The sequence below is a fragment of the Reyranella sp. genome (assembly GCF_965279465.1).
Lineage (GTDB): Bacteria > Pseudomonadota > Alphaproteobacteria > Reyranellales > Reyranellaceae > Reyranella.
In genome coordinates, this window is sequence record NZ_OZ257242.1 from 4,098,936 (window position 1) to 4,123,878 (window position 24,943).

General features: G+C 64.7%; 21 protein-coding genes. 7 read left to right on the forward strand and 14 right to left on the reverse strand.

Annotated elements, in window-relative coordinates:
* The first annotated feature begins 119 nt into the window (after positions 1–119).
* The 3 genes from ACQY8M_RS19985 (at position 120) to ACQY8M_RS19995 (ending at position 4,750) form a co-directional block, all read left to right on the forward strand.
* Positions 120–1,406: an MFS transporter gene (locus ACQY8M_RS19985; protein WP_428658608.1), complete on the forward strand. Its 1,287-nt coding sequence runs from the start codon at positions 120–122 to the stop codon at positions 1,404–1,406.
* 443 nt (positions 1,407–1,849) lie between these two features.
* On the forward strand, positions 1,850–3,427 hold the full coding sequence (locus ACQY8M_RS19990) for a hypothetical protein (RefSeq protein ID WP_428658611.1): 1,578 nt from the start codon (positions 1,850–1,852) through the stop codon (positions 3,425–3,427).
* Positions 3,428–4,129: 702 nt separating this feature from the next.
* Positions 4,130–4,750, forward strand: a complete 621-nt coding sequence (locus ACQY8M_RS19995; protein WP_428658614.1) for a hypothetical protein — start codon at positions 4,130–4,132, stop codon at positions 4,748–4,750.
* Positions 4,751–5,176: 426 nt separating this feature from the next.
* On the opposite strand, the gene ACQY8M_RS20000 is transcribed toward ACQY8M_RS19995, so the two are convergent.
* The 10 genes from ACQY8M_RS20000 to ACQY8M_RS20045 all read right to left on the reverse strand — a co-directional run bounded on the left by ACQY8M_RS20000 (position 5,177) and on the right by ACQY8M_RS20045 (position 13,800).
* The gene (locus ACQY8M_RS20000; RefSeq protein ID WP_428658617.1) at positions 5,177–6,115 is read right to left on the reverse strand and encodes an allantoinase PuuE; all 939 of its coding nucleotides are present in this window, start codon (positions 6,113–6,115) and stop codon (positions 5,177–5,179) included.
* Positions 6,112–6,429, reverse strand: coding sequence for a hypothetical protein (locus tag ACQY8M_RS20005; RefSeq protein ID WP_428658620.1), 318 nt, complete (start codon positions 6,427–6,429; stop codon positions 6,112–6,114). The genes ACQY8M_RS20000 and ACQY8M_RS20005 overlap by 4 nt, the downstream gene beginning before the upstream one ends.
* A gap of 19 nt (positions 6,430–6,448) precedes the next feature.
* Positions 6,449–7,522, reverse strand: coding sequence for an autotransporter outer membrane beta-barrel domain-containing protein (locus ACQY8M_RS20010; protein ID WP_428658623.1), 1,074 nt, complete (start codon positions 7,520–7,522; stop codon positions 6,449–6,451).
* Between the two features lie 6 nt (positions 7,523–7,528).
* A complete protein-coding gene (locus tag ACQY8M_RS20015) occupies positions 7,529–8,452 on the reverse strand; it encodes an allantoinase PuuE (protein WP_428658626.1) in 924 nt (307 codons plus the stop codon).
* A 14-nt stretch (positions 8,453–8,466) separates the two neighbouring features.
* Positions 8,467–8,937: an ureidoglycolate lyase gene (locus tag ACQY8M_RS20020; RefSeq protein WP_428658629.1), complete on the reverse strand. Its 471-nt coding sequence runs from the start codon at positions 8,935–8,937 to the stop codon at positions 8,467–8,469.
* A 10-nt stretch (positions 8,938–8,947) separates the two neighbouring features.
* Complete coding sequence (locus ACQY8M_RS20025; protein WP_428658631.1) at positions 8,948–9,769, reverse strand: ABC transporter permease; 822 nt, start codon at positions 9,767–9,769, stop codon at positions 8,948–8,950.
* On the reverse strand, positions 9,762–10,607 hold the full coding sequence (locus tag ACQY8M_RS20030) for an ABC transporter permease (RefSeq protein WP_428658634.1): 846 nt from the start codon (positions 10,605–10,607) through the stop codon (positions 9,762–9,764). Before ACQY8M_RS20030 ends, ACQY8M_RS20025 begins: the two co-directional genes overlap by 8 nt.
* 91 nt (positions 10,608–10,698) lie before the next feature.
* Positions 10,699–11,733, reverse strand: a complete 1,035-nt coding sequence (locus ACQY8M_RS20035) for an extracellular solute-binding protein (protein WP_428658637.1) — start codon at positions 11,731–11,733, stop codon at positions 10,699–10,701.
* A gap of 11 nt (positions 11,734–11,744) precedes the next feature.
* Entirely contained in the window at positions 11,745–12,839 is a 1,095-nt protein-coding gene (locus ACQY8M_RS20040) for an ABC transporter ATP-binding protein (RefSeq protein ID WP_428658640.1), read from the reverse strand.
* Between the two features lie 46 nt (positions 12,840–12,885).
* Positions 12,886–13,800, reverse strand: coding sequence for a polysaccharide deacetylase family protein (locus tag ACQY8M_RS20045; RefSeq protein WP_428658643.1), 915 nt, complete (start codon positions 13,798–13,800; stop codon positions 12,886–12,888).
* Between the two features lie 69 nt (positions 13,801–13,869).
* Here ACQY8M_RS20045 and ACQY8M_RS20050 point away from each other — a divergent pair, with 69 nt between their 5' ends.
* The 3 genes from ACQY8M_RS20050 to ACQY8M_RS20060 all read left to right on the forward strand — a co-directional run bounded on the left by ACQY8M_RS20050 (position 13,870) and on the right by ACQY8M_RS20060 (position 17,006).
* Entirely contained in the window at positions 13,870–15,150 is a 1,281-nt protein-coding gene (locus tag ACQY8M_RS20050) for a Zn-dependent hydrolase (protein ID WP_428658646.1), read from the forward strand.
* A 75-nt stretch (positions 15,151–15,225) separates the two neighbouring features.
* Entirely contained in the window at positions 15,226–15,927 is a 702-nt protein-coding gene (locus ACQY8M_RS20055; RefSeq protein ID WP_428658649.1) for a GntR family transcriptional regulator, read from the forward strand.
* A gap of 206 nt (positions 15,928–16,133) precedes the next feature.
* The gene (locus tag ACQY8M_RS20060; RefSeq protein WP_428658652.1) at positions 16,134–17,006 is read left to right on the forward strand and encodes a hypothetical protein; all 873 of its coding nucleotides are present in this window, start codon (positions 16,134–16,136) and stop codon (positions 17,004–17,006) included.
* Here the strand turns inward: ACQY8M_RS20060 and ACQY8M_RS20065 are convergent.
* From ACQY8M_RS20065 to ACQY8M_RS20075, 3 genes are all read right to left on the reverse strand, one after another.
* On the reverse strand, positions 17,003–18,217 hold the full coding sequence (locus tag ACQY8M_RS20065) for a glycosyltransferase family 61 protein (RefSeq protein ID WP_428658655.1): 1,215 nt from the start codon (positions 18,215–18,217) through the stop codon (positions 17,003–17,005). The two genes, ACQY8M_RS20060 and ACQY8M_RS20065, sit on opposite strands and share 4 nt — an antisense overlap.
* 103 nt (positions 18,218–18,320) lie before the next feature.
* The gene (locus tag ACQY8M_RS20070) at positions 18,321–19,010 is read right to left on the reverse strand and encodes an FkbM family methyltransferase (protein ID WP_428658658.1); all 690 of its coding nucleotides are present in this window, start codon (positions 19,008–19,010) and stop codon (positions 18,321–18,323) included.
* Between the two features lie 340 nt (positions 19,011–19,350).
* Positions 19,351–23,037: a TIR domain-containing protein gene (locus tag ACQY8M_RS20075; RefSeq protein ID WP_428658661.1), complete on the reverse strand. Its 3,687-nt coding sequence runs from the start codon at positions 23,035–23,037 to the stop codon at positions 19,351–19,353.
* Positions 23,038–23,236: 199 nt separating this feature from the next.
* Here ACQY8M_RS20075 and ACQY8M_RS20080 point away from each other — a divergent pair, with 199 nt between their 5' ends.
* Positions 23,237–23,866: a peptidoglycan-binding domain-containing protein gene (locus tag ACQY8M_RS20080; protein WP_428658664.1), complete on the forward strand. Its 630-nt coding sequence runs from the start codon at positions 23,237–23,239 to the stop codon at positions 23,864–23,866.
* Between the two features lie 67 nt (positions 23,867–23,933).
* Here the strand turns inward: ACQY8M_RS20080 and gap are convergent, their stop codons facing one another.
* Positions 23,934–24,941, reverse strand: a complete 1,008-nt coding sequence (gap, locus tag ACQY8M_RS20085) for a type I glyceraldehyde-3-phosphate dehydrogenase (RefSeq protein WP_428658667.1) — start codon at positions 24,939–24,941, stop codon at positions 23,934–23,936.
* Between the last annotated feature and the right edge of the window lie 2 nt (positions 24,942–24,943).

Sequence of the window (24,943 nt, forward strand, 5' to 3'; positions counted from 1 at the left end):
CTACCAATGATAGATATCGCCGCCCGGTCGTTCAAGGCCGTACCGATTACCTTCCACGAAATTGCTCCGCAGTCGCGGCCGGGGTAGTCCCGTCGGCCATGTCGATGCAGCAGCAGACCATGAAGCGCCTCGCGGGCCGCCTTCCGTTCTTCTTCGGCTGGGTGATCATCGCCGTCGGCTTCGTCACCGTGGCGCTCGGCGTGTCGGCGCGGACGGCGTTCTCGCTGATGTTCCCGCCGATCGTCGACGAGTTCGGCTGGGACCGCGGCCTGGCGGCAGGCGCGTTCTCCTTCGGCTTCCTGGTGTCGGCCGTGCTCAGCCCGATCATCGGCCGCCTGATGGACCGGCGCGGCCCGCGCTTCGTGATCGAGATCGGCGTGCTGGTCACCGCCGCCGGCTTGGTCGGTGCCACGCTGATCTCCACGCCGTGGCAGCTCTACCTGACGCTCGGCCTGCTGGTCGGGACCGGCGCCAACTTCATGAGCTATTCGGTTCACTCGCAGTTCCTGCCGAACTGGTTCGTGCGCCGCCGCGCGCTCGCCATCGGCATCGCCTTCTCGGGCGTCGGCGCCGGCGGCATGGTGCTCCTGCCGTGGCTGCAGTCGATCATCCTGCACGAGGGCTGGCGCACGGCCTGCTGGGTGCTGGGCGTCGTGATGGTCGTGGTGCTGGCGCCGATCAACCTCCTGGTCAGCAAGAGCCCGGAGGCGCTCGGCCTGCTGCCCGACGGCGAGCAGGTCCCCGCCGGCGGCACAAGGCGGAAGCCGGTGAACGTCGTCGACGCCGAGTGGGCGGCGGTCGACTGGACGGTGGCGCGCGCCATCCGCACCGCCCGCTTCTGGTGGATCGTCGTCAGCTTCTTCTGTGGCGGCTACATCTGGTACGCCGTCCAGGTCCATCAGACGAAGTATCTCGTCGAGATCGGCTTCAGGCCGATGGAGGCGGCGTGGTCGCTCGGCATCGTCGCGATGGCGTCGATTCCGGGCCAGATCGCGCTCGGCGCGCTGTCCGACCGGATCGGGCGCGAGATCGTCTGGTCGCTGAGCTGCGCGGGCTTCGCGATCTGCTACGTGGCGCTGCTGCTGCTCGCCGTCGCGCCGTCGCAGCCGCTGCTGTGGGTGATGGTGCTGAGCCAGGGGCTGCTGGGCTACGCCTTCACGGCGATCATGGGACCGGTCGTGGCCGAGATCTTCGAAGGCCCACACTTCGGCTCGGTGTTCAGCCTGCTCATGGTCTCGCTGATCTTCGGCGGCGCGCTGGGGCCGCTGGTTACCGGGCTGCTGTACGACTGGACGGGCAACTACCGGATCGCGTTCGCCCTCGGGATCGTGCTCAGTGTGGTCTGCGCGGGGGCGCTGTGGCTGGCGTCGCCGCGGAAGGTGCGGGTGGTGGCGGGGAGTCTTTGAAGATGGGGCTACTTATTGGGGGCCTTGCCTGGACAAGATGAATCTCTCGTTAGTGCTCTGGCACGAGAAACCGAAGGATTTAGGTCAACGTGTTCGGTCGCTTCCTCCGCATTCGTTCGACGCGCTGATCGAGATCTGACAAATGCGCCGAGGCGACAAAGTGCGCCTTGGCGCGCTGACGACAATGCGTCGGCGTGGCGCGCGACGACGCTGTGGCATCTTCTCATACCAAGGCTATCGCCTTCCTGTGATCAAGCTGCACAACACAGACGGCACGCGGAGCGCCGGGGCTTGTGGCTCGCCCGTATAATCGAATCAAGGAATACGACTTTTGGTTGATAGCATAGAAGTAAAAAATTCTTCTTGTGATTGTAGATCATCTCAAGGCAGTATGCCACTGGAGCGTCAGCGATGGGGATTCTATGCTACGATACTTGTACGCGATGGTTGTGGCCGCGAGCGTCGCGTCGACCGGCGTGCTGCCGTGTATTGCACAGGGCAGCACGGGTTTGGTCGGCCCGATATACGGCGAGGCACTGCCATATATCGGCAACCCGATCCCTTGGTACGGCGCGATCGAAGTAACTGTGACGTTCGACGATACTCCGAACCAATCCAAGATAGTCCAAGGGCCCGCAGCTAGGAATTTTTGGGATCGGGTCAGGACCTTTCTTAATGTCGATACAAGAACCGAATCTTACGTAGTGGTCGTAGAACCGTCCATCAATGATGTTAGACTGCCACCTTTGCCGGTCATAAGCATCAAACGTGACGACCAATCGGGGACGAAGCTGACGATTGAACGAGCGGTAAGCTCGATCACGCCGAATGTGGCTATCAGCGGCGGCAGCAACTATGCCTACAAGATTTCATACGCCGCTGTTCGAGGCGGAGAGATGAATCTATTCCGTGAAGGCGGCAAGCTCGCTCAGACCCTGGCGTCGGCACCTGGCTGGGCACTGTCAGCCGCTTTGCAGCCAGTCGTTGATCAGATCACCGCCGGCCTCGATAAGGGCATACAGAACCTACGGAACTTTAGCTTAGTCAGCTCGGCGACGGAGCAGGTGAATGCGTTCGGCGGCGCGCGTCAGTACACGCTTTGGCGGATCACGGATCTTGATCTTGGCGCAATCGCAACCGTTAAGATTGAGCTTAAGACGAGACGAACGCTGAGAGAAGCCCCCCTGTCCATCGAAAACAACAAGCTACCATCGATGAATACAGCCGTTCCTGGTGATCCTGCCTTTAGAGTACTTCGTCCCGGTCCGGCGTATGACCAGGTTCGCACCGTGCTATCCAACGATGCCACACTGCAATTGGCGGTGCGTGATCCCAAGACACCGGAAGCTTGGACCACCGCCTGCAAGGATTTGTTTGGCAAAGTGCAAACGGCTGGTTTTAACGTTATCGATGCGACAGTGATTACGGTGCGTCTACTGCAGGATGAATCACCTTTGCCCACCCGCTCCGATCTTCAGGTTGCACTGTGGTCGAGATGCCTTCCAAACTACCAGAAGTTGGGAAAGGACCTCGGACTTGAGGACTATGCGACGTCCCCTACTCCTGTCGAAGGCGGTCGGCTGAGCTTTGATACGATCGGCGATGTCGCCCAGCACATTCTGGCAGCTGGCGGGGATCCCGCTACGAAGGAACGAGCGCGTTCGGTGCTGGAACAGGCCGTTCTCTGGGGGGGAGAACCCTTTGGGCAGCAAGGCGCACTGAGCAAACTTGCTTCCATCAGTGGATACACACGGTATCACTGCACCAACGAAGCTTACCCGAAGCAGGAGGCCGACGGAAACCGACGTGGTGCAACGGTGTTCCTATGGAACGGCAGCAAGCCAGACGTCGTTGTGGCTCTTTATGGTCCAAAGAACACCGCGCCCGGCGCGCCAGCTCAACTAATTGAGGTTCGACCGCCAACCAACCAGGAGTTCGCCGACTGCGAGCGGCACGAGAGAACAGCGCGGCCCAACGCCCCGTTGCTTCCACGGCGCGACGCGGTGATAGCATCAAACTGATAAGACCTGTGGCTCGCCAAGTCGGTCTGGATTGCATGCGGCGGCCGCAGATGGTGTCGCAAATGAAAACTAACGCGCCCCTTTGATCCCGCCGGTCTCAGCAAGCACTAGTCGCGGCAGAGTCAGCAATTGGCATCTGGTCCGCCGATTTCGAACAACACGATTCGCAAATTGGAGGGGAAGTTTGCAATGCGACTGGTCCTAGCAGCGTTCACTATATGCCTGGCAGCTACTTCCGGAGTTGCTCAGGCAACGTCATGTCCCGCCGTCGAGAAAGCGCAGCCGATCCCGCACGACCAGGGGCAACTCGCTGTTTGGAAGTATCGGCTTCCAGATGGACCCACAGCACTGATCATCGGCCAGGATATGCGCGTGAACGCCGATGGCGCCGATGCTGCCTATGCAGTGCGAGGACAGCATGGACTTTCCTATCTATGTGATGGCGCCACAGTTGGGATAGGTGATGGTCCAAGAGGCGTCAAAGATATCGCAGCCTGCTTGGGTGCCGTAGCTGAGATTGACGGTGTTCCAGTGGTGGACGGAAACGTAGTATTCCCGCCAAGAATGAGGCACAGCATTTGCGTCTTCGGTTTTGAGGTTGAGGGTGGGGAAAAATGTGGTGCAAGCTCGAGGCTTGTGGGGGCGGGCACTCCAGCTCGCGCGCCTGTTCACAGCCGTGTCGTCGACGCCAACGGGCGCAGAATGCAACACTTCAATTCGTCGACGGCGTTGAGGCACGGAAACGGCGGCTCGCTAGATGCGGCCAAATTGCCGTTTGTCGTTGCACCGAGGGACACTGATCTGCCAATCGCCAAAGGCGAGTTCGGGTTTGTTGTGTCGGATGGAGCAACCCTAATAGACAACGACCGTCCACCGCCGCGAGCGGTTGCTGTGGTGGTCGGCGACGTTGGGCCGGCCAACAAATTTGGGGAAGGTTCGATCGCGGTGCATCAAGTCTTGGCGTATGGCGGAACGCGTGAGGCACCCCCTTACGATCCTAACGTCTGCAAGAGTATGACGCCTGCCCAGTGCGATGCAGCCAATCTGCCCTACAAGAAAGGCGTGACGTTCCCCTATCCCTACCAGGATAAGCGCGGGGGCGACGTTCGACCGAAGCGGAACTGGCCATCCAAACTTCTCTACGTGTTCTTCCCGGGGCAGGGTGAAAGAGGACCATCCGAATACACGTTCGAGGCGGTGAAGGATGGTAGTCCGAAGGGAACGATTGTCGAAGGCGCTGAAAAGGCGGCAGGTCCGTTCGGAGGTATTGGCGCAATTGTCGCTTGCGTTCGAAGCCATAAGCAAATTGGCAACTTCAAATGAGACTTGCCCTCGAGGAGAGAGCACGAACACTTGACGAAACCACATTCGATAGATGTCACGGCTGCAACTGGATGTGCCAGCGCCGCTCACTGCCTGGAATTGGCCCTGTATAGGTGATCGCCATGTGCTCGCGGCCGCCAATTCGCGGCGGTACGAACGTCATCGTGACGGAGAACCTCAAGGATTTCTCGTCCGTGATTGTGGCACGATATGGCCTTAACGCTCTGATTGCGGATGAGTTCGTCCTCCGTGCCCTGGAGATCTATCCAGCCGACGCAGTGAAAGCTCTCAAGCGAATGCGGCTTCGCGCAGCTCCTCCGCATGACCCGGAGCAACTGCTCCAGGCCATGCTGCGCTGTGGTCTCGGAAGAACGGTCGCTTTCCTCGCTCCGCAGATCGAGTCTCTGTAGCGTTAAGAAAAGCGCCTCATTCGTTCAAGCCTTTGCCCTGATACGGGTGCGTCTTCACCCAGTGGTTCGCGATGTCCACCCGCCGCGTGATCCACACGCCCGGCTGCTTCTGCATGTAGTCGAGCAGGCGCCATAGGCCGGCGGCGCGACCGGGGTGGCCGATGATGCGCATGTGCATGCCGACCGACATCATCTTGGGCATCGTGGCGCCCTCCTTGTAGAGGACGTCGAAGGCGTCCTTCACCAGGCCGAACCACTGGTCCGAATGGCCCATCGTGTTGGCGTACTTGCCGTCGTTGTTGGTGAGCGAGTAGGGGATGATGAGGTGCGGCTTGCCCTCGACGGTCTGCCAGAATGGCAGCTCGTCGCCGTAATAGTCGCTGTCGTAGGTGAAGCCGCCATGCTCGACGACCAGGCGGCGCGTGTTGACCGAGGGTCCATAGCGGCAGTACCAGCCGGCCGGCGACTGGCCGACGGTCTGCTGGAACGACTTCACCGCCTTGGCGATGTGCTCGCGCTCCTCTTCCGGGGTCAGCATGAAGTGCTTGATCCAGCGCCAGCCGTGGCTGCAGACGTCGAAGCCCGACGCCTTGATCGCGGCCGCCGCGGCGGGATTGCGCTCGAGCGCGAGAGCGCAGCCGAACACGGTCATCGGCAGGCCGCGCTCCTGGAAGGCGCGCATCAGGCGCCAGAAGCCGACTCGGCTGCCGTATTCGAACATGCCCTCGGCGGCGAGATCGCGGCCGTTCATGCCGACCTGGCTGGTCGTCGATTCGGTGAGGCCGGTCTCGGTGAAGCCCTCGCCGTCCTGCACGGAAGGCTCGGAGCCTTCCTCGTAGTTCATCACGAAGTTGACGGCGAGGCGCGCGCCGTTGGGCCATTTCGGATCGACCGGCTTCTCGCCGTAGCCGTGGAAGTCGCGTTTCGGTTGCCAATGTTCTTGCGAAGCACTCATGTCGGTCTCCTTATCAGTTCGGCGCCCATCTGCCGGGCGATGTCGGCGATCTTCTCGTTCATCGGGTCCATCGAGATCAGTTTCACTCCCGCGCGCAGGCAGGCCAGCGCATGGCCCGGCGCGTCGCCGCAGTCGACGACCAGGGTGAAGGCCACGTCGGGGAATTCCCGGCGGGCGCGGTCCTGCAGCGCGGCGAGATAACCCGCGCCGTAGAACGATGCCGCGTCTTCCGGCGTGACCAGCGTCGGCGCTGCGCCATCCTCACGCGCTGTTCGCAACGCCGCTTCTGTCTGCCGCCAGTCCCGCACGATCATGAGTCTGTGTTTCACCCTGCTAAAAGTGGTAGGCGCCGCGCAGGGAAGCGCCCTGGCTGATAAAGCCGTCGCCGGCCGACAGCCGGTAATCGGCCTTCGCCTCGAATCCGCCGGCCTTGTAGAGCTGCAGACCCGCCTCGACATTCGCCAGGACGCTGGGACCGCTGCTCGTCGACTGCAGCCGGCCCAGGCCGGCGAGCGGCCCCGTGAAGCTCGCGGTCACCGTCGTGTTGTTGTCGGGCAGGAAGCTCGCTCCCACCGCGGCGTAGGGCCGGATTACGAGCTTCTGCTCGGTATCGAAGCGAGCGCCCAGCTCGACCATCGGCGTCGCCGCAAAGCTGGTCTTGCTCGTGCCGTCGACAGAAATGCCGGCCAGGCCGAACCCGGCTGGGCCAGGCCCCGTGAGCTGGAAGCCTGGTTGCCAGGAATGGACGAGATCTAGATCGAGGCGCGGCCGCACGTACCAGCCGGTGAAGTCGACGTCGTACGCGCCGCGCAGCCTCATCCCGCCGTTGTAGATATTGCTGTCTCCCGCGAGGCCCAGGCCGATCGGCGCGACGTGCAGCGACGCCGAGGAGAAGGCGATCGCACCGGCGAAGAGCCACGGCCCGACGGTGCGTTTCAGCGCCACGCTGCCATCGAACAGCTGGCCATTGCCGAGATAGCCGTTGCCGTCCTGAAGCCATTGCGAACCGGCACCAAAGGAGCCGCCCAGGAACCAGCCTGGCGCAATCTCTTTCTGTCCGCCGATGCGAACGACTGCAGAGCTGCCGCTGCTTCCCGATTGGCTGGTCCATTGGCCAGTGGCCTTCACCCAGGCGCAATCGTCCTCGCCCAGGAGAGTACCGGAGCCGATGAACACCGGACAGCTCAGCGACGCCGTCCTGTCCTGCATGCCGAACGGATGGAAACGATCAATGCCGCCGATGGAAATTGCGAAGATGACCACGAGCGCGAGTGGCGCTTCGTTGAAGTCGAATGCCGCAGCCGGACGAGGCACAACCGTCCCGCCAGTGGCGATTGCGCCGACCACCAGGAGCGAGACCAGCTGCCGGCGCAGGCGGCCGGGCAGGAAGCGACGTTGCGTCCGCATCGAAGCCTACTCGTTCAATCCCTTGCCCGGGTACGGGTGCGTCTTGTGCCAGTGCTTGGCGATCTCGACCCGCTTGGTGATCCACACGCCCTTGTGCTTGCCCATATAGTCGAGGATGCGCTCCAGCCCGACCGCGCGGGCGGCGTGGCCGAGGAGGCGGCAGTGCATGCCGACCGACATCATCTTGGGCTGCGTCGCGCCCTCGCGGTAGAGCATGTCGAAGGCATCCTTCACCAGCGTGAACCACTGGTCGGAGTTGCCGATGCCGATCATGTACTTGCCGTCGTTGTTGGTCAGCGAGTAGGGCACGACGAGCTGCGGCTTGCCGTCGACCGTGACCCAGAACGGCAGGTCGTCGCCGTAGTAGTCCGAATCGTAGAGGAAGCCGCCTTCCTCGACGATAAGCCGGCGGGTGTTCTCGCCCGGCCCATAGCGGCAGTACCAGCCGCTCGGCCGCTCGCCGATCATTTTCTCGGTCGACACGATCGCCTTGCGGATGTGCTCGCGCTCCTCCTGCTCGGAGAGCTCGTAGTGCTTGATCCAGCGCCAGCCGTGCGAGCAGATGTCGTAGCCCGCTTCCTTGATCGCCTTCGAGACCTCGGGATTGCGCTCGAACGCCAGCCCGCAGCCATAAATGGTCATCGGCAGGTCGCGCTCGCGGAACAGCCGGTTGATGCGCCAGAAGCCGACCCGGCTGCCGTACTCGAACAGGCTCTCTCCGGCGAGATCGCGCCCGCTGATCGTCTGGCCCATGCCGTGCGCGTCGGTGAGGCCGGTGTCGGTGTGGCCTTCGCCGTCCTGCACGGAGGGCTCCGAGCCCTCCTCGTAGTTCAGCACGAAATTGACCGCGAGCCGCGCGCCATCGGGCCATTTCGGATCGGGCGGGTTGGCGCCGTAGCCGACGAAATCGCGGCGGACCTGATAGACCATACTCGTCTCCGATTTCAGGGGATCTTGACAGTGAAGGGCTCGACCGGGACGAACTCCTCGTCTTCGGTGCCGGCCTTCCACATGAAAACGGCGAAGCTGCCGGGCTTGTCGAGCGTGGTCAGGCCGTGATGCCAGGTGTTCGCCTTGTAGGTCACGCCGTGTGTGCCGTCCGCGATGAAGGCGCGCGCTTGCATCATGTCAGGCCCCCCTTTGGCAGCGTGCGGTGCCACGACGATCAGCCAGCGGCCGACATCGACCGGAACGAAGGTCTGCGAAGAGAACTCGTGCCGCTCCATCATCTCGGACTTCAGGGGGCGCTCGGGCGTCTCGGCCTTCAAGGCCACCGACAGGCTCGGGCTCGCGCCGGGGCGCAGATTGCCGAGCGCGGCGTCGTAATAGAAGCGGCCGGCGGCGGTCGGCATGTCGATGAGGTCGCCGAAGGGAGCGAAGGCTTCCTTCGTCAGCGGCTGCGGCGTGATCTCCATTGGCGTATCCCTAGTCGCGCATGCGGCGGGTGAGGCCCACCGTCCATTCCATGATCAGCATCAGCACGAAGGCCGACGCGATCAAGACGCCCGACACCGCCGCCACCCGCACGTCGAGAGTCGATTCCATCATGCCCCACATGCGGATCGGCAAGGTGTCGGTGCGCGCGTTCGACAGGAACAGCGACACCGGCACGTTGTCGATCGAGGCCATGAAGGCGAGGAAGGCGCCGGCCGCGATGCCCGGCGCGATCAGCGGCAGGGTCACGCGGCGGAGCGTGTAGAACCACGAGGCGCCGAGGCTCTGCGACGAATCGAGCAGCGCCGGATCGAGCTGCGAGAGGCTGGCTGTCGTGGTGCGCAGGATGAACGGCATGGTGACGATCATGTGGCCCGCGATCATCAGGTCGATCGACGGGCGGAAGCCGAGCAGGCTGAAATAGACGAGCGCGGCGAGGCCGAAGGTGATGCCGGGCAGCACCAGCGGCGACATGAAGAAGCTGTCGGCGACCCGTGCCAGTTTCGTGCGATTGCGCGCCAGGCCGAGCGAGGCGAGCGTGCCGAGCACGACCCCGAACAGGGTCGACCAGGCCGCGATCGTCAACGAGTTGCCGGCGGTCCTGTGGATCTGGCGCGACTTCACCGGATCGAACAGCTGGTCGTACCAGGCGAGCGAGAAGCCCTTGGGCGGGAACTTCAGCACCTGGCCTTCGGTGAAGGAGGTCATCAGCACGATGACGACCGGCGCCACGATGATGGTGACGGCGAGAATCGCCAGCCCGCCGATCAGCAATCCGTAGGTGATGTCGGCGAAGCTCCGCCGCCTACCCATTGACGTAGCCTCCCGAGCGGCGGCCGACCCACGACAGCGCGGCGACGATCGACAGCACTGAGACGACGAGCGAGAGCGAGGCGACGGCGGCGAGCGGCCAGTGATAGACGACCAGCGACTGCTGCCAGATGACCAGCGGCAGGTAGATCAGCCGCACGCCGCCGATCACGGTCTGCGAGATGAAGGCGGTGGTCGAACTCGCGAAGACCAGCAGGCAGCCGGCGACCAGGCCCGGCATGCTGAGCGGCAGGATGACGGTGAACAGCGTGCGCCAGCGCGAGGCGCCGAGGGCGGCCGAGGCGTCGCGCAGGTTGGGATCGAGCCGCGACATCACGCTGATCAGCGGCAGCAGCATCAGCGGCATCTCGATCTGGGTCAGCGAGATCACCAGGCCGAGCTCCGTCTGCAGCAGCTTCAGGGGCTCGGAGATCACGCCCAGGCTTATCAGCACGGAATTCACCACGCCTTCGTGGCCCAGCACCACGATCCAGGCGAAGGTGCGCACCACGACCGAGAGCAGCAGCGGCATGACAATGATGAACAGCAGCACCTTCTGCAGGCGCGCCGAGAGATCGAGATAGACCAGCGCCAGCGGATAGCCGATCAGCACGGTGGTGCAGACGGTCTTGGCGCCGAGCAGCAGCGTGTCGCCGATCACCTTGTAGTTGAACGGGTCGCCGTAGAACTTGAGCCAGCTCGCGAACCCCGGCTGGGTGATCTTGTCGTCATTGTAGAAGCTTACGCCGACCAGCAGCAGCAGCGGCGCCAGGAACAGCGCCGCGAAGGCCAGCGCCAGCGGCAGCGCGAGCTGCCACTCGCGGAACAGCCGAAACTTCATGCTCTTCCGGACCGCGAGCGTCCCGCTCGCTCAAGAGTCCGAGCGAGCGGGACGCTCGCGGTCCGGAAGACCATGAGCGCCCCCAGCGAAATCACTTGGCCATTTCCTTGTTGAACTTCTCGATCCATGCGGCGCGCAGAGGATTGATCTTCGCCCAGTCGTGATTGACGTACTTGGCCATCTCGTCGAGGCTCTTCATCGGCAGGTCGGCCGCCAGCGGGACGTCCTTGTTGACCGGCAGGAAGTTGTAGGGCGCCTTCATCAGCGCCTCCTGCACGTCCTTGCCGACCACCACGTCGAGATACTTGTAGGCGTTGGCCGTCTCCGCCGTGCCCTTGGCGATGTGCATCGTGGTGTAGAACGAGATCGCGCCCGATTCCGGCTTCACGAACTCGATGTCGACGCCCTTGCCCTTGAGCGTCGCGACGGTCTGGGTGTTGGTGTACATCACGTCGCACTGGCCTTGCTGGAACAGGCCGGGCATGGCGGCCGGCAGGCCGACCGCGGCGATCTTGGGCAGCACCTTCTTGAGCTCGACCAGCGCCGGATCGACGTTGGTCAGCGAGCCGCCGAACTGCTTGCTGATCTCGATGATCGACGACGTGCCGAACGTCGTCTGGAATCCGGTGAGGCCGAGCCGCGACACCCACGGATCCTTCAAGAGGTCGGTCCAGCCCTTGGGCGCCGGCAGCTTCTTCGGATTGTAGGCGATGCCGACGACCTGGGCGCTCACGCACACGCCCCATTCATCGGTGAAGCCGTCCGGGATCTTCGACAGGTTGGAGAGTTTCTTGCCCTCGAATTTCTCGAAGATGCCGCCCTCGATGCCCACGATGCGCGGGCCCGGATCGAGCACGAAGACATCGAACGGTGGCGCGCCGCGCGCGGCCTTGGCCTTGCCGATCTGGTCCATGGCGAACAGCGGCGCCATCTCGAGGTCGATGTCGTCCTTCTTCTTGAGCAGCGGCACGACGATCGAGCGGTAGGCATCCTCCCAGGTGCCCGGATAGGTCGTGGCGACCAGGCTGCCCTTGGCATGGGCGAGGCCGGGGAGGAGGGAGACGCCGCCGAGCGCGGTGGCGCCGGCGAGCAGGCTTCTGCGGGTGAACGTGCTGCGGCTGGACATGGGGATCTCCTTCAGGTGGAACGCGGGAACAGGGACGGGCGGGCGTCGGGCGACAGGCCGCAATAGACGCGCGGCAGGCCTTTGGGCGCGGCGAGCCGCGGCTCGGCGATCTTGAGGGTCGTGCCGTCGGCGGTACGCGCCTCGTGCACCAGCTGGCCGCCGAGCGGCAGGCTGAGGCCGGGCTCGATGCGCCACAGCGCCGGGCCGGGAATGGTCGACAGGGTGAGCTGCTCGGGCCGGATCGAGAGCAGCACGTCGCTTCGCACCGCGAGCCCGGATGGCGCGGGCAGCCGCAGGATGGCACCGGCATCGAGCGTCACGGTCGCGATGCCGTCCTCGATCGTGGCGATCTTGCCGCCGAGCAGGTTGGACGAGCCGATGAAGCCGTTGACGAACAGCGTCTGCGGGCGGTCGTAGATCGCGACCGGCGAATCGAACTGCTCGACCTTACCCTTGTTCATGACGGCGATGCGGTCGGCGACGCTCATCGCCTCGTCCTGGTCGTGCGTCACCAGGATCGTGGTGAGGCCGAGCGTGCGCTGCAGGCGCTTGACCTCGATCTGCATGTCGAGCCGCAGGTTGCGGTCGAGCGCGGCGAACGGCTCGTCGAGCAGCAGGATCGACGGCTCCACCGCGAGCGCGCGGGCCAGCGCCACCCTCTGCTGCTGGCCGCCCGAGAGCTGGCGCGGCAGGCGATCGCGGAAGCCGCCGAGCTGCACCGTCTCGAGGAAGCGGTTGACCGTGGCGGCGACCTCCGGTCCGCGTGTGCCGCGGGCGCGCAGCCCATAGGCGACGTTCTCGGCCACGGTCATGTGCGGGAACAGGGCGTAGTTCTGGAAGACGATGCCGATGTTGCGCTGGTTGGCCGGCAGGTGATCGATCGGCGCGCCGTCGACGCGCACGCGGCCCGAGACCTGGCGGACGAAGCCGGCGACGACGCGGAGCAGGGTGGTCTTGCCGCAGCCGGATGGCCCGAGCAACGCCACGACCTCGCCCGGCTCGATCGACAGGCTGACGCCGTCGACGGCCAATGCCGCGCCGTAGCGGACCGTCACATCCTCGATATCGAGCGTGCGCGCCGCCTTGTCCCTCAGTGCTGATTGCACGCCCGTCGTCTCCCTTGGTTGGGGTGAAACGCAAGCCGCATGCCAATTACGCCGGAAACTGCTCCTGCCAGCAACGGGCAATGTCGATGCGCCGGGTGACCCACACCTTGTCGCCGTAACCGTCCAGAAGTTCGAGGATGCGCTTGAAGGCGGCGAAGCGGCCGGGCCGCCCGGCGATCCGCAGATGCCAGCCGATATTGAGCAGGCGCGGATAGCCGGCCTCGCCTTCGGCCACCAGCACCTCCAGCGCATCGCGCACATAGGCGACCAGATCGTCGGCATTCACGAAGGCGTTGGGATGGAAGAATTTCATGTCGTTGCTGTCGAGCGCGTAGGGCACGACGAGCAGGGGGCGGGCAGCGTCGGTGCGGTCCCAGTAGGGGAAGTCGTCGTCGAAGCCGTTGCTGGCGTAGGCGAAGCCGAGGTCGCGCAGGATCGTGCGCGTCCACGGGCTCTCGCTGCCGCGGCTGAAGAAGCCCTGCGGCCGCTCGCCGGTCGCAGCGATCGTGGCGGCGATGCAGCGCTCGAAGTCGGCGCGCTCGGTAGCCTCGCTGTCGTAGTCCGACTGCGGCCGCCACAGCCAGCCGTGGCTCGCCGGTTCGTGTCCCGCCTCGACGATGGCGCGGGCGATCTGCGGGGAGCGTTCGATCGCCCGGCCGCACATGTAGAAGGTGATCCGCCGGTCGTGCCGCTTCAGCCAGTCGAGCATGCGCCAGATGCCGGCCCGCATGCCGTAGGCGAAGACCTGCTCGGTGCCCTGGTCCCATTTGCCGTTGGGGATGATGCTGACGATCTCGCCGAGCTTCTCGGTGGAAGGGTCGCCGTCGCCGGCCGACATCTCGGCGCCTTCCTCGAAGTTGATCACCATCGACACGGCCACCCTGGCGCCGTTCGGCAGCTTCCAGGCCGGCGGCTTGCCGCCGTAGCCGATCAGGTCGCGCGGATATGGAGCAATCGTCATCGTCCCCCCAACGATGTGCACATTCCTTGACGTAATGTGCACATTATCTTACCAGTCCTGGACGGCCCCATGTCAAATCTCCACAGCGATCTCCAGGCGGAAGCCGCGCAGGCCGGCCAGTGGTTCGACCATCTGCGCCGCCATTCGCAGGGCCGCCTCGGCGTCACCCGCGCCTCCTACGGCGACGGCGAGCAGATGGCGCACGAGCTGATGCAAGCCATCGGCCAGACGCTCGGGCTGGAGAAGCGGATCGACGCCGCCGGCAACCTCTATCTGACGCTGCCGGGCCGGGACCGCAGCCTGCCCGCGATCATGACCGGCTCGCATCTCGATTCGGTGCCGGAGGGCGGCAACTACGATGGCGCGGCGGGCGTGGTCGCCGGCATGGCGATGCTGGCGCGCTGGCGTCGCGCCGGCCGCCAGCCGGAACGGGACATCACCGTGATGGGCGTGCGTGCCGAGGAGCTGTCGTGGTTTCCCGCGCCTTATATCGGCAGCCGCGCGGCCTTCGGTCTGCTCGAACCCGAGGCGCTCGATTTCTGCAAGCGGCCCGACACCGGCCGTTCCCTTGCGCAGCACATGGCGGAGCGGGGCTTCGAACCCGAGCGCATCCGGGCGCGCGAGAAACAGCTCGATGCCGCGCGAATAAAATGCTTCCTCGAGCTGCATATCGAGCAGGGGCCGGTGCTGGTGCAGAAGGGCCTGCCGGTCGGCATCGTCACCGGCATCCGCGGCAACCTGCGCTATCGTGATTGCCATGTGACCGGCCGCTATGGCCATGCCGGTGCCGAGCCGCGGGAGTCGCGGCAGGACGCGGTGCTGGCCGCCGTGGAGTTCGTTAGTCGGCTGGAACAGCTTTGGTTGGCGCACGAGGCGGCGGGCAAGGACCTGGTTGCGACCGTCGGTCAGTTCCATACCGACACCGCCGTCCACACCATGACCAAGATCCCGGGCGAGGTCTGGTTCTCGATGGACATCCGCAGCGAGGATAACGAAGTGCTGCTCGCGATCGACCACGAGCTGCGGACGGTCGCGGCCGAGATCGGCGCGCGGCGCGGCGTGACGATCGATCTTGGCGCCTGCACCAACGCGCTGCCGGGCCCGATCGACAAGGGCCTCCGCGCGCGGCTCGAACGTCTCGCCGGCGAGCTCGGCATTCCGGCCGTGTCGATGGCGAGCGGCGCCGGCCACGATTCGGCGGTGTTCGGCACGCAAGGCGTCTCGACCGCCATGATCTTCGTGCGCAACGACCACGGCAGCCATAATCCCGACGAGGCGATGGATCTCGCCGACTTCGCCCAGGGCCTCCGGCTGCTGGTCGCCGCCGTGGAGGAGATCGATGCGGCTTAGGGCTCATCGCTGGGAGCGCGGGTCTCCAGACCCGCTCAGATTCATGAGCGGGTCTGGAGACCCGCGCTCCCAGCAATGAGCCCCAAGTCGAGGCCCAAGAAAGGCGACGTCGCGGCCGACGCCGCGGTCTACGACGCGATCCGGCGCGCCATGCATCGGGGCCGGCTGGCGCCGGGCATGAAGCTGCAGGAGCCCGCCCTTGCCCGCGTGCTCGCGGTGAGCCGCGAGCGGGTACGCAAGGCGTTGCACCGGCTGGTGCACGAAGGCTGGCTCACCGCCGTTCCCAACCGCGGCACGTTCGTGCCCTCCCTCACGGTCGAGGAGATGCGCGAGATCTACGACGTGCGCTCGATGCTCGAAGCGGCCATCGTCCGCCGCCTCAGCGCAGAACTTTCAACCGCCGCCGCCCGGCGCCTCAAGTCGCATGTCGCGCAGGAGAAGGCGGCGACCCGCAGCAACGACCGCGGCCGCCTGTTCGCGCTCTCCGGCGACTTCCACATCCTGCTGGCGGAGCTGTGCGGCAACGAGGAGCTGACCAGGCTGGTGCGCTCGCTGCTGACCCGCTCGACGATGCACTTCTCGCTCGCCGCGCCCGAGCGCTTCCACAACTGCGCCGGCCCGCACGAGCACGGCGACATCGTCGAGGCGATCCTGGAGCGCAAGGCGGAGAAGGCGAGCAAGCTGATGCTCGTTCATCTCGTCGGCCTCGTCGCCCTGCAGTCGGCGCGGCCGCCGGCGCCTTCATCGATCACGCTCGAGAGCGCCTTCCGCGACTGACGCGGCCTCCGCTCGTCGGAGCGCGCCACTCCAGTGGCGCTCATCTCATGATCATGAGCGCCACTGGAGTGGCGCGCTCAGATGAAAAGCGGTTCCATGCTTCGATGCGAAAGCCAGGACCGGCGGCGCCAGTTACCTCATTCCGGGCGATATGTCTGGCTGTCGCCGCGCTGCTCGACGTTTCCGGGGCAGGCGCCCAGGTCCTCGTGAGCCAGCCGACGGATGTGACCGACGCGCGATCCATCTCGTACGTCGACTCGAATCCGCCGAGGGGCGCCGCGGGCGTCACGCTTTGGGGCGCGCACTACCAGCTGCAGCCGACGGAGGATCGAACGCTCGCGAACGACACCGGCTTCGCACCGCCGGCGCCGCGGCGGAACTGCCAGCTCTCCGTCGCTCCCGCCTCACCCGGCGCCACCGCCATCCAGGCCTGCGGCGGCGAAATCGGAATCAACATCCACAGCGCCAGCATCGCGGCCAACCTGCGCGACAGGTTCGATCTCGGCACCATCGTGCTGGGTGCCGATCTGGCGGCGCCGGCCCGGCCCTTTGCGTCGGGCAGGAAGGCAAAATACTCCTTCGTCGCGAAGATTCCGCGGTCCCGCCAATCCAACCGCGGCGTGTCGCAGGCCGTGGCCTACTACAATCTCCGCGACAGGGTCCACAGGCAGAGCTTCTGGTTCGGCATGGTGTTGTTCGATTCGCGCGGCTGGTCCTACCGGAGGAGCGAAGGCCTCGAGCACGCGATGTGGGACAAGGGGACCAACCAGCCGATCGTCCAGGCGACGGCCGCGCACTCGAACACGTTGCTGGATCGCGGATATCCGACGACTGCGTTCGGCGGTCAGCCGTTTTCGGACCCACGCTCTTACACCTTCGTGATCGGTGCCCCGCAAGTGAGGGCGGCGGTTGCCATGATGAAGGCGAAATATCCGGAGCTCGCGACGAGGTTTTCGGACGATCCCGCGGACTACGAGATCCGTCACATCAATCTGAATCCCGAGGTCTACGCGCCCGAGGGGTCGTTCGCCCAGATCGGCATGTCCGTGACCGGCTGGCAGTTGGAGATCGTCCCCTAGCCCTGGGCCGCAGCCCTCGCTTTGGCGAGGTGGACGACGGTTTTCACGAGTTCCGCTACGTCGATGCGCACGTCGCTGTTGCACCGGTTTCCTGTCGGGTCCGGGACGATTTCCTGGGCGAACCGGGGTATGTATTTCAATCGAAAGTGGTCGGCCAGGCTCCTGTAGGACGTGACGCCCTGATCATAGCCTTCCGGAATGATCTCCACGACCGTCGTTCCCGGTCTCGAATAGACGATGTTCGCGAAACCGGCGCCATGCGTTCCGACGATCATCTCGGCGGCGTGAAATGCGCGAGCCTGTTCCGCGACCGAGTGCTGCGCGCAGTCGAAGACCGTGAAACCCAGTTTCGAGAGGGCGCCGATGACCTCCGCTTCGTTCACCACTCGACGCACCTTGACGTTTACGCGGGGGATGAAAAGCCTCTTGGCAGTCGGAGCCTCCCCGCCTTTCGGAAGCGACGGCCTGCGCAATCCGAGGACGAGCTGCGGCGAAAGCTCGTGACGACCGACGGAGGAGGGGGCGCAGAGATGGAGCGTGCGTACGAAGACCGGCTTCTTGACCGGCACGACGCGCCGGCGGTTGACGTTGTGCAGGGCTAAAGATCCGAGGATGTGTCGTTTCAACGGCGGCGTGAGCAGCTTCACGTGCTTGGGCAAGGATTTGAAGATCCGCAGGCGCGACGCGTACCGCACGGTCCAATTGTAGTAGTTTCTGAAAATTCCCGAACCCAGCAGGAAAGCTTCATCGACCGTAACGGTCGGGGTGAAGGCGATTCCCGAATCGAACCTTTCGTTCGGTGAATCGACGACGCGCTTGATGTCGTGATCGTCGATGCCGGGGAAGAGCTTGGGGAAATCGGTTGCCGGCCGGATGTTCTCCTGGACGAAGAGACCGTCCGACAGGACGGTCAGGAGCCGGGGCTCCACGACGACATCGTGGATTGCCGCCATCCAGAACGTGTCGAGCCGCTTCTGCGAACGGTAGCGAGCCTCGAAATCCTGCCAGCGCTCGGCGATGCCGGGCTCGGTAATGGTCGGCCCGAATCGATAGGCTACCTTCTGGCGATGATCGCGGGTAAAACGGGCCATCGGCCGTGACCATCCGTGAAAGAACGGTCGATGCTCCGCCGCGATCTCCGGAAGATGCGAAACCGTGAGCTCTCCACCTGCAAAATCGCTGATCGACCGAATGCCGTACTTGAAGGTCATCGACTGGATCTCGAACGCTCGGAAAGTCGGGCTGGAACTTGTTCAGCTTAGGAGGTCTGATTCCGCATTGCCACGATCAGGCGGCGGCGACGCCATGAAACCGTCAGCTGCGCTCGTCCAGGAAAAAGCAGTCGTGTCCTGTTGCCGCGATCAGCCGGTAGCCGAGGGCCGTCATCGTCTGCGAGACTTCCGAGGAAAGGGCGTCGGCGACGCTCTTGCAGATCAGCTCGCAGATCAACAGCCGAGGCCTGTATTTCCCAAAGTCGTTGGACCGGATCACGCTGAGCTCCAGCCCCTCGACATCGATGCTCATGAGGTCGATCTTCGTCGGGCTGCCGGATCGATCCAGAACGGTCGAGAGCCTCGACAGCCCAACCTTGATCTCGCCCAGAAAGCGGGCGCTCGGCTTGTTCTTGGCGATCACCTTGTCGGCGCGTGACCGGTCGAACGTGTTGTAAACGGGACTCGAAAACCGATAGTACGGTTTCTCGCCTTCCTGCTCGGCGATGCCCGCATGCACGAAGACGTCTTCCGGCCTGTGTTCCTCGAACGCCGCTCGAGTGGCGGGATTGGCGTCGATGCAGATGCCCCGCCATCCCTTCTGGTAGAAGCCGTAGGTGTTGGACGCCAGGATCGGATAGCAGCATCCGACATCCACGTAGGTACCGCGCTCGGTTCCCTTGAGATAGTGCTGTGCAATGATGTCCTCGGCGAACTGCGAGTACGTCGCCTTGCCCGCACGCGCTTTGGGCCGCTTTCCGGCGGGCATTGCTGCAGCATGCAGTTCGGTCATATCGGATCTGCTCAAGTTACTTCTGCCCAGCGTACTGCCGTGATCTTGCCGATGACCTGGGGGCGCGTCGAGCCTCGGTCGTCGGGACGAAGGAAAAGAAGACGCCGGTCAAGACCAGGCGCGTGCCCGACTGCCGAAACGATCCCCCGATGCCCCAACTTTGCCACGGTAACCTGCGGCGAGGTTGGGCGTACCCTTTGCACCTACCCTTACGATACCGCTGATTACGATGCCGTTGATATGAGGGCCTCCCATGATCAACCTGATTCGTGACCCACTCACCCTGATCGCAGCGCTGACGGTTCTCGTGCTGGCCGGCGAAGTCGTGGCCGTGCACTGGCTATAGTCGACCGCCGGGCGAGCGGCGCTTAGCGGCGTTCACCGGAGTCCAGCAATCGCTGTCTGGAGCGCTATCCACTATCCCGATGGCGTGGATGCGTCCGAGACCGTCGCCGACCACGGCAGCCTTCAGCGATTCGGACCAGGCGATAGCGCCGACGTGCTCATCGAACGTCAAGCTTGCCAGCTCGGTGCCCGACGCGATGTCCCAGAGCCGAAGGCTGTTGTCGAAGGATCCAGAGAGTGCGCGTTGCCCCTCGGGAAGCACCGCCACGCAGGTGATTTGGTCTCGATGTCCCTCGAAACGTCGCAGCTCGGCACCGGACTTGATGTCCCACAGTCGCAGGGTGCAGTCATCGGACCCTGAGAGGGCGCGCCGCCTGTCGGTTAGCATCGCCACGCATTGGACGCGGTCCGTATGGCCCTCGAAATATTGCAGCTCGGTGCCCGACGCGATGTCCCAGAGGCGAAGGCTGTCGTCGAAGGAGCCCGAGAGCGCGCGTCGCCCGTTGGCCAGCAACGCCACGCAGGTGACGAAGTCCCTATGCCCTCTGAAGCGTCGCAGCACGACACCCGACGCGATGCTCCAGAGGAAAAGGGTGCCGTCGTGGGGTGCCGACAGGGCGCGTCGTCCCTTGGGCAGCACCACGAGATCGCTGACGATGTCCTTATGGCGGAAGCGTCGCAGCTCGGTGCCCGACTCGATGTCCCAGAGGCTCATGGTGTGGTCATAGGACGCCGAGAGAGCGCTCCGCTCGTCGGGCAGCAACGCCAGGCTGGTGGTCCCTCTTTCATGTCCTTCGAAGCGCCGCAGCTCGGCACCCGACGCGATGTGCCACAGGCGGAAAGTGTCGTCCTGCGCCCCCGAGAGGACTCGCTGCCCGTCGGCCAGTACCGACAGGCTCGTGACCGGGCCTTCATGCCTTTCAAAGCGTCGCCACTCGGGGCTCGACTCGATGTCCCAGAGGCGAAGCATGTTGTCGTTGGCTCCCGAGAGGGCGCGTCGTCCGTCCGGCAGGATCGCGACGCTGGCGATATCGCCTTCAATTCCTTCGGCGCTTTCATGGCCCTCGAAGCGGCGCAGCTCGACGCCCGATTCGATCTCCCAAAGGCGCAAGGTATTGTCGGAGGACGCCGAGAGGGCGCGCCGCCCATCGGGCAGCGCCGCCACGCTCGTGACCCAATATTCATGCCCCTCGAAGCATTGCAGCTCCGCGCCCGACTCGAGGTCCCAGAGACGCATGGTGTTGTCGTCGGATCCCGAAAGGACGCGCTGCCCGTCGGCCAGCACGGCCAGGCAGGTGAATGTGCCGCCATGCCCCTCGAACTGTCGCAGCTCGGCGCCCGCTTCGATGTCCCAGAGGCGTAGGGTGTTGTCGTCAGACCCCGAGAGGACGTGTCGCCCGTTGGGCAGCGCCGCGACGCAATTGATCCAGTCGTCGTGCCCCTCGAAGCGTCGCAGCTCCGCACCCGTCTCGATGTCCCAGAGACGAAGGGTGTTATCCTTGGACCCGGAGAGGGCGCGTCGCCCGTCGGGCAGCACCGCGACGCTGGTGACAGGCCCCTCATGTCCTTCGAATCGTCGCAACTGGCCACCCGACTCGATGTCCCAGAGGCGCAGCGTGTTGTCCTCGCTCCCCGAGAGGGCGTGCCGCCCGTCGGGCAGCACCGCCACGCAGGTGACTGAGCCTTCATGCCCCTCGAGGGCTCGCAACGCGGCGCCAGAATCGATGTTCCAGAGGCGAAGGGTCTTGTCCTCCGATCCCGTGAGAGCGCATCGGCCGTCGGGCAGCACGGCCACGCAAGTGACCGAGCCTCCATGCCCCTCGAACCGTCGCATTTCGGGACCGGGCAGAGCCAGCGTTGGACGGAGTGGCTGCAAGACCGGGGGACCGAGAAGGGCCTTTGCCTTCGAAAGGCACGCCTCCAGCCCTGGAGCGTTTCCTGCGCTCAGGCGTCCGATCAGTTGCGGCGCAAGCTCCCGGGGCCGGTGCGCTATGGCGTTCGCGACGAGAGCAAGCGTTGCGCCGATCAAGCCCTGCGCCGTGTCGGGCGAGCATCCGGCATAGTCGGAAAGGAGCGGCTGGACGCCGAGCGCTTCGAGCTTGTTCTGCATCCAGTGCGGATCGAGCAACAGCGCGTCGGCGACGGCATCCTCACCGCCGCGGCGCAGGTGACCGATCGCGTGTCGCAAACCGTAGGCATCCGACAGAAAAGCGAGGTCGCCATCGGGACAGGTCGAGCGCAAATGCACGATCAGCCCGCGGTCCAGTGCGGCGAGCCGGTCGGTCGACTGGCGCGCGCCCATCAGCTCGCGAAATAGGTCGTAAAGGCGGAATGTTCCCTTGCCTCGGTCGAAGTGGAGCAGCAAGGACAGCTCGTCGAGCTGCACCAGCAGACCCTCGCCCTCACGTCGACCGAGCTGCGCGGATGTCTGCCACAGGCCGAGCGCGGCCTGGATGGGAATCTCGGCGTCCTGCGCGAACACGCTCAACTCCATGAAGCGGTCGCGTTCGTCGGCTTCCAGCTGCTCGAGGCTCAGATCGAGAATTCCAGCTGCTGTCCGGGGTCGCCTCGATGCCTGCTCGAGATAGTCGAGCGACGCTTCTGCAGTCGCAGTGTGAGCAAGCCGGCTGCGCAGGACGCCATTGGCGAGGCCCAGCAGAAGAGGCCATTCGCACAGGCGAGCCGCGAGCTTCGCGAGCCGCGAAGGGTCCGCCGTCACCGCTCCTTCGGGGAGGCCGCGAACCAGCATCTCCAGCGCCTCGGCCGGCGTCATGGCGTCGACGGCGATGCGTTCGACTTCCAAAGGAAGGACGCGATCGTCCCGTGTGGTGATCAGGCATGTCGAGCTGTCCCTGCGCCCGCGGCGGAGGAAGGGCTCGAGATCGCCCAATCGTCGGGCATCTTCGATCACCAGCAGGCACCGGCGGCCATCGAGCGCTTCGGCCAGCCTGGCCTTGGCGTCTTCCGCGGACGTCACATCCGGACGCTTGCCATTCAGCATGAAGATGAGCTCGGCCATCGTCCGCACGAGATCGTCGGGCTTCTCGCCCAGGGTCACGCGCAGGATTCCGCCGTCGAAGGCCTCGCGGATGTCGGGATCGTGGCACAGCGCGCTGGCGAGCGAGGTCTTGCCGGAGCCACTGGTGCCGCACAGGGCCAGCGTGACCGGCACCGGCTTGCCGTGAGCATCGAGGAGCTTGCGCTTGATCTCGCTGACCTTCTCCGGCCGCGGGACGAATCCTTCCGGCGCGGCGTCAACCATGAAGGGCACGCGCCGGGGCAGCGCCAGGGTCCTTAGCCCGGCGACGAGGCGATTCCGGCTCTCCGGGACGGCGATATCGTATCGAGGGGCGCGTCTCATCCAGCGCGGCAAGCGCGAGAAATCGAGCCGTCCCGGGCCAGCAACCAGCCAGACATGTTTGCCCTCCTGCAGGGCAAGCCGCCATTCTATCGGGATGTAGTGCGACGTCAGGGCCTTGGGCGTGAGCACCAGAATTACATGGTCGACTACTTTGATGGTGGTCTCGACTTGCCACCACCAATCCTGGGCTCCCTCGAGATCGGCAAGATCCCGGTAGAGCGACAGCCCGGATGCCTGCAGGACAGCCTGTAGCTCTCGTGCGAACGCGACATCGCTGGGGTCGTAGGTGACGAATATCCGTGGGGTCGTCGGGTCATGCATTGCGTGCCGAGTATTGCGGTCAATACGTGTGATGTGAACAAATAATCAACCGTCGGAAGCAGGAATGAAGCTCCGGCATGCACAAGCCGGCGTCACGCGGGCTTCGCAAAGATCAAAGTGAAGGGCGGACCGCTCAGCCGGGGGGCGCCGCTGGCAACCCAAATTCCTCTGGGGCGTTCCCTCCCTGAGGTGAACAACCATGTCCAATTTGATGTTCCGCTCCCACCCCAAACCGCTGAAGCTGTTCGCGAGCACAGCTGTCGCCGCCCTCCTGATCGGCTGGGCGGCAGGCGTCGGCGCCCAGACCACCACTGATAGTTCTGCTGCCCCGACGCAACAGGCTTCCCTGCCGGCAGCCGGCACGGCGGAGACCCAGCCTGCGATACCCCTCGGGCCTGAGAACGTGAGCGAAGTGCAGAATCAGCTGATCGCCCTGGGCTTCAATCCCGGCCCGGCCGATGGCCAAATCGGTCCGGCCACCACGTCCGCCGCGCAGCAGTACGATCTGAGTCGGGGCGGCAACGGCCACGTGTCGATCGATGGCGAGTTTCTCGCGCGCCTCAAGGCCGACACGGCGCCGCGCCTGACCTACGACGAGGTCGCCGCACGCTCGCGGGCTGCCCAGCCGGCTCAAACCTCCCAGGCCCACTCATCGGCACCGGCGCCCGCGACCAGCCAGTTCGGCAACGTCGTGTCGCAGATCGCGCCGATCATCGGAGCCGCGATCGCCAACAGCAACAATAACAACCGCGGCTATGGCCCTGGCTACTATGGCCCCGGTCCCGGCTACTACGGCCCGCCGCCCGGCTATTACGGCTACGGCTACTAGGGCCAATGCAAAGGCCCGCGTCACGGGGTGACGCGGGCCTCGCAACGACCGAAGATGAAAGGGCCGCTCAGCTCAGCTTGCCCATCGCGACGGCGGTGTCGGCCATGCGGTTGGAGAAGCCCCACTCGTTGTCGTACCAGCTCATCACACGCACCAGCGTGCCGTCCATGACCTTGGTCTGGTCCATGTGGAAGGTCGACGAGTGGCTGTCGTGGTTGAAGTCGATCGAGACGTTCGGCTGATCCGTCCAGCCCAGGATGCCCTTGAGCTGGTTGGCGGCGGCGAGCTTGATCGCCTTGTTGATCTCGTCCTTGTCGGTCTTGCGCGAGGCGACGAACTTCAGGTCGATGACCGAGACGTTCGGCGTCGGCACGCGGATCGACACGCCGTCGAGCTTGCCGTTCAGCTCGGGCAGCACCAGGCCGACGGCCTTGGCGGCACCGGTCGAGGTCGGGATCATCGACAGGTTCGCCGCACGCGCGCGGTAGAGGTCCTTGTGCATCGTGTCGAGCGTCGGCTGGTCGCCGGTATAGGCATGGATCGTGGTCATGAAGCCATGCGTGATGCCGACGGCGTCGTTCAGCACCTTCGCCACCGGGGCGAGGCAGTTGGTCGTGCACGACGCATTCGAGACCACGACATGGTCCTTGGTAAGCTTGTCGTGGTTCACGCCGTAGACGACCGTGAGGTCCGCCCCGTCGGCGGGGGCGGAAACCAGCACGCGCTTGGCGCCGGCGTCGAGATGGGCGCTCGCCGCCTTCTTCGAGGTGAAGAAGCCGGTGCATTCGAGCGCGATGTCGACGCCCATTTCCTTGTGCGGCAGCTTCGACGGATCGCGCTCCGCGGTGACCTTCATCTTGCCGCGGCCTACATCGATCATGTCGCCGTCGACCTTGACCTCGCCGTTGAAGCGGCCGTGCACCGAGTCGAAGCGGAAGAGATGTGCGTTGGTCTCGACCGGGCCGAGATCGTTGATCGTCACCACCTCGATGTCCTTGCGGCCCGATTCGATGATGGCGCGCATGATGTTGCGCCCGATGCGACCGAACCCGTTGATTGCAACCCGAACTGCCATTG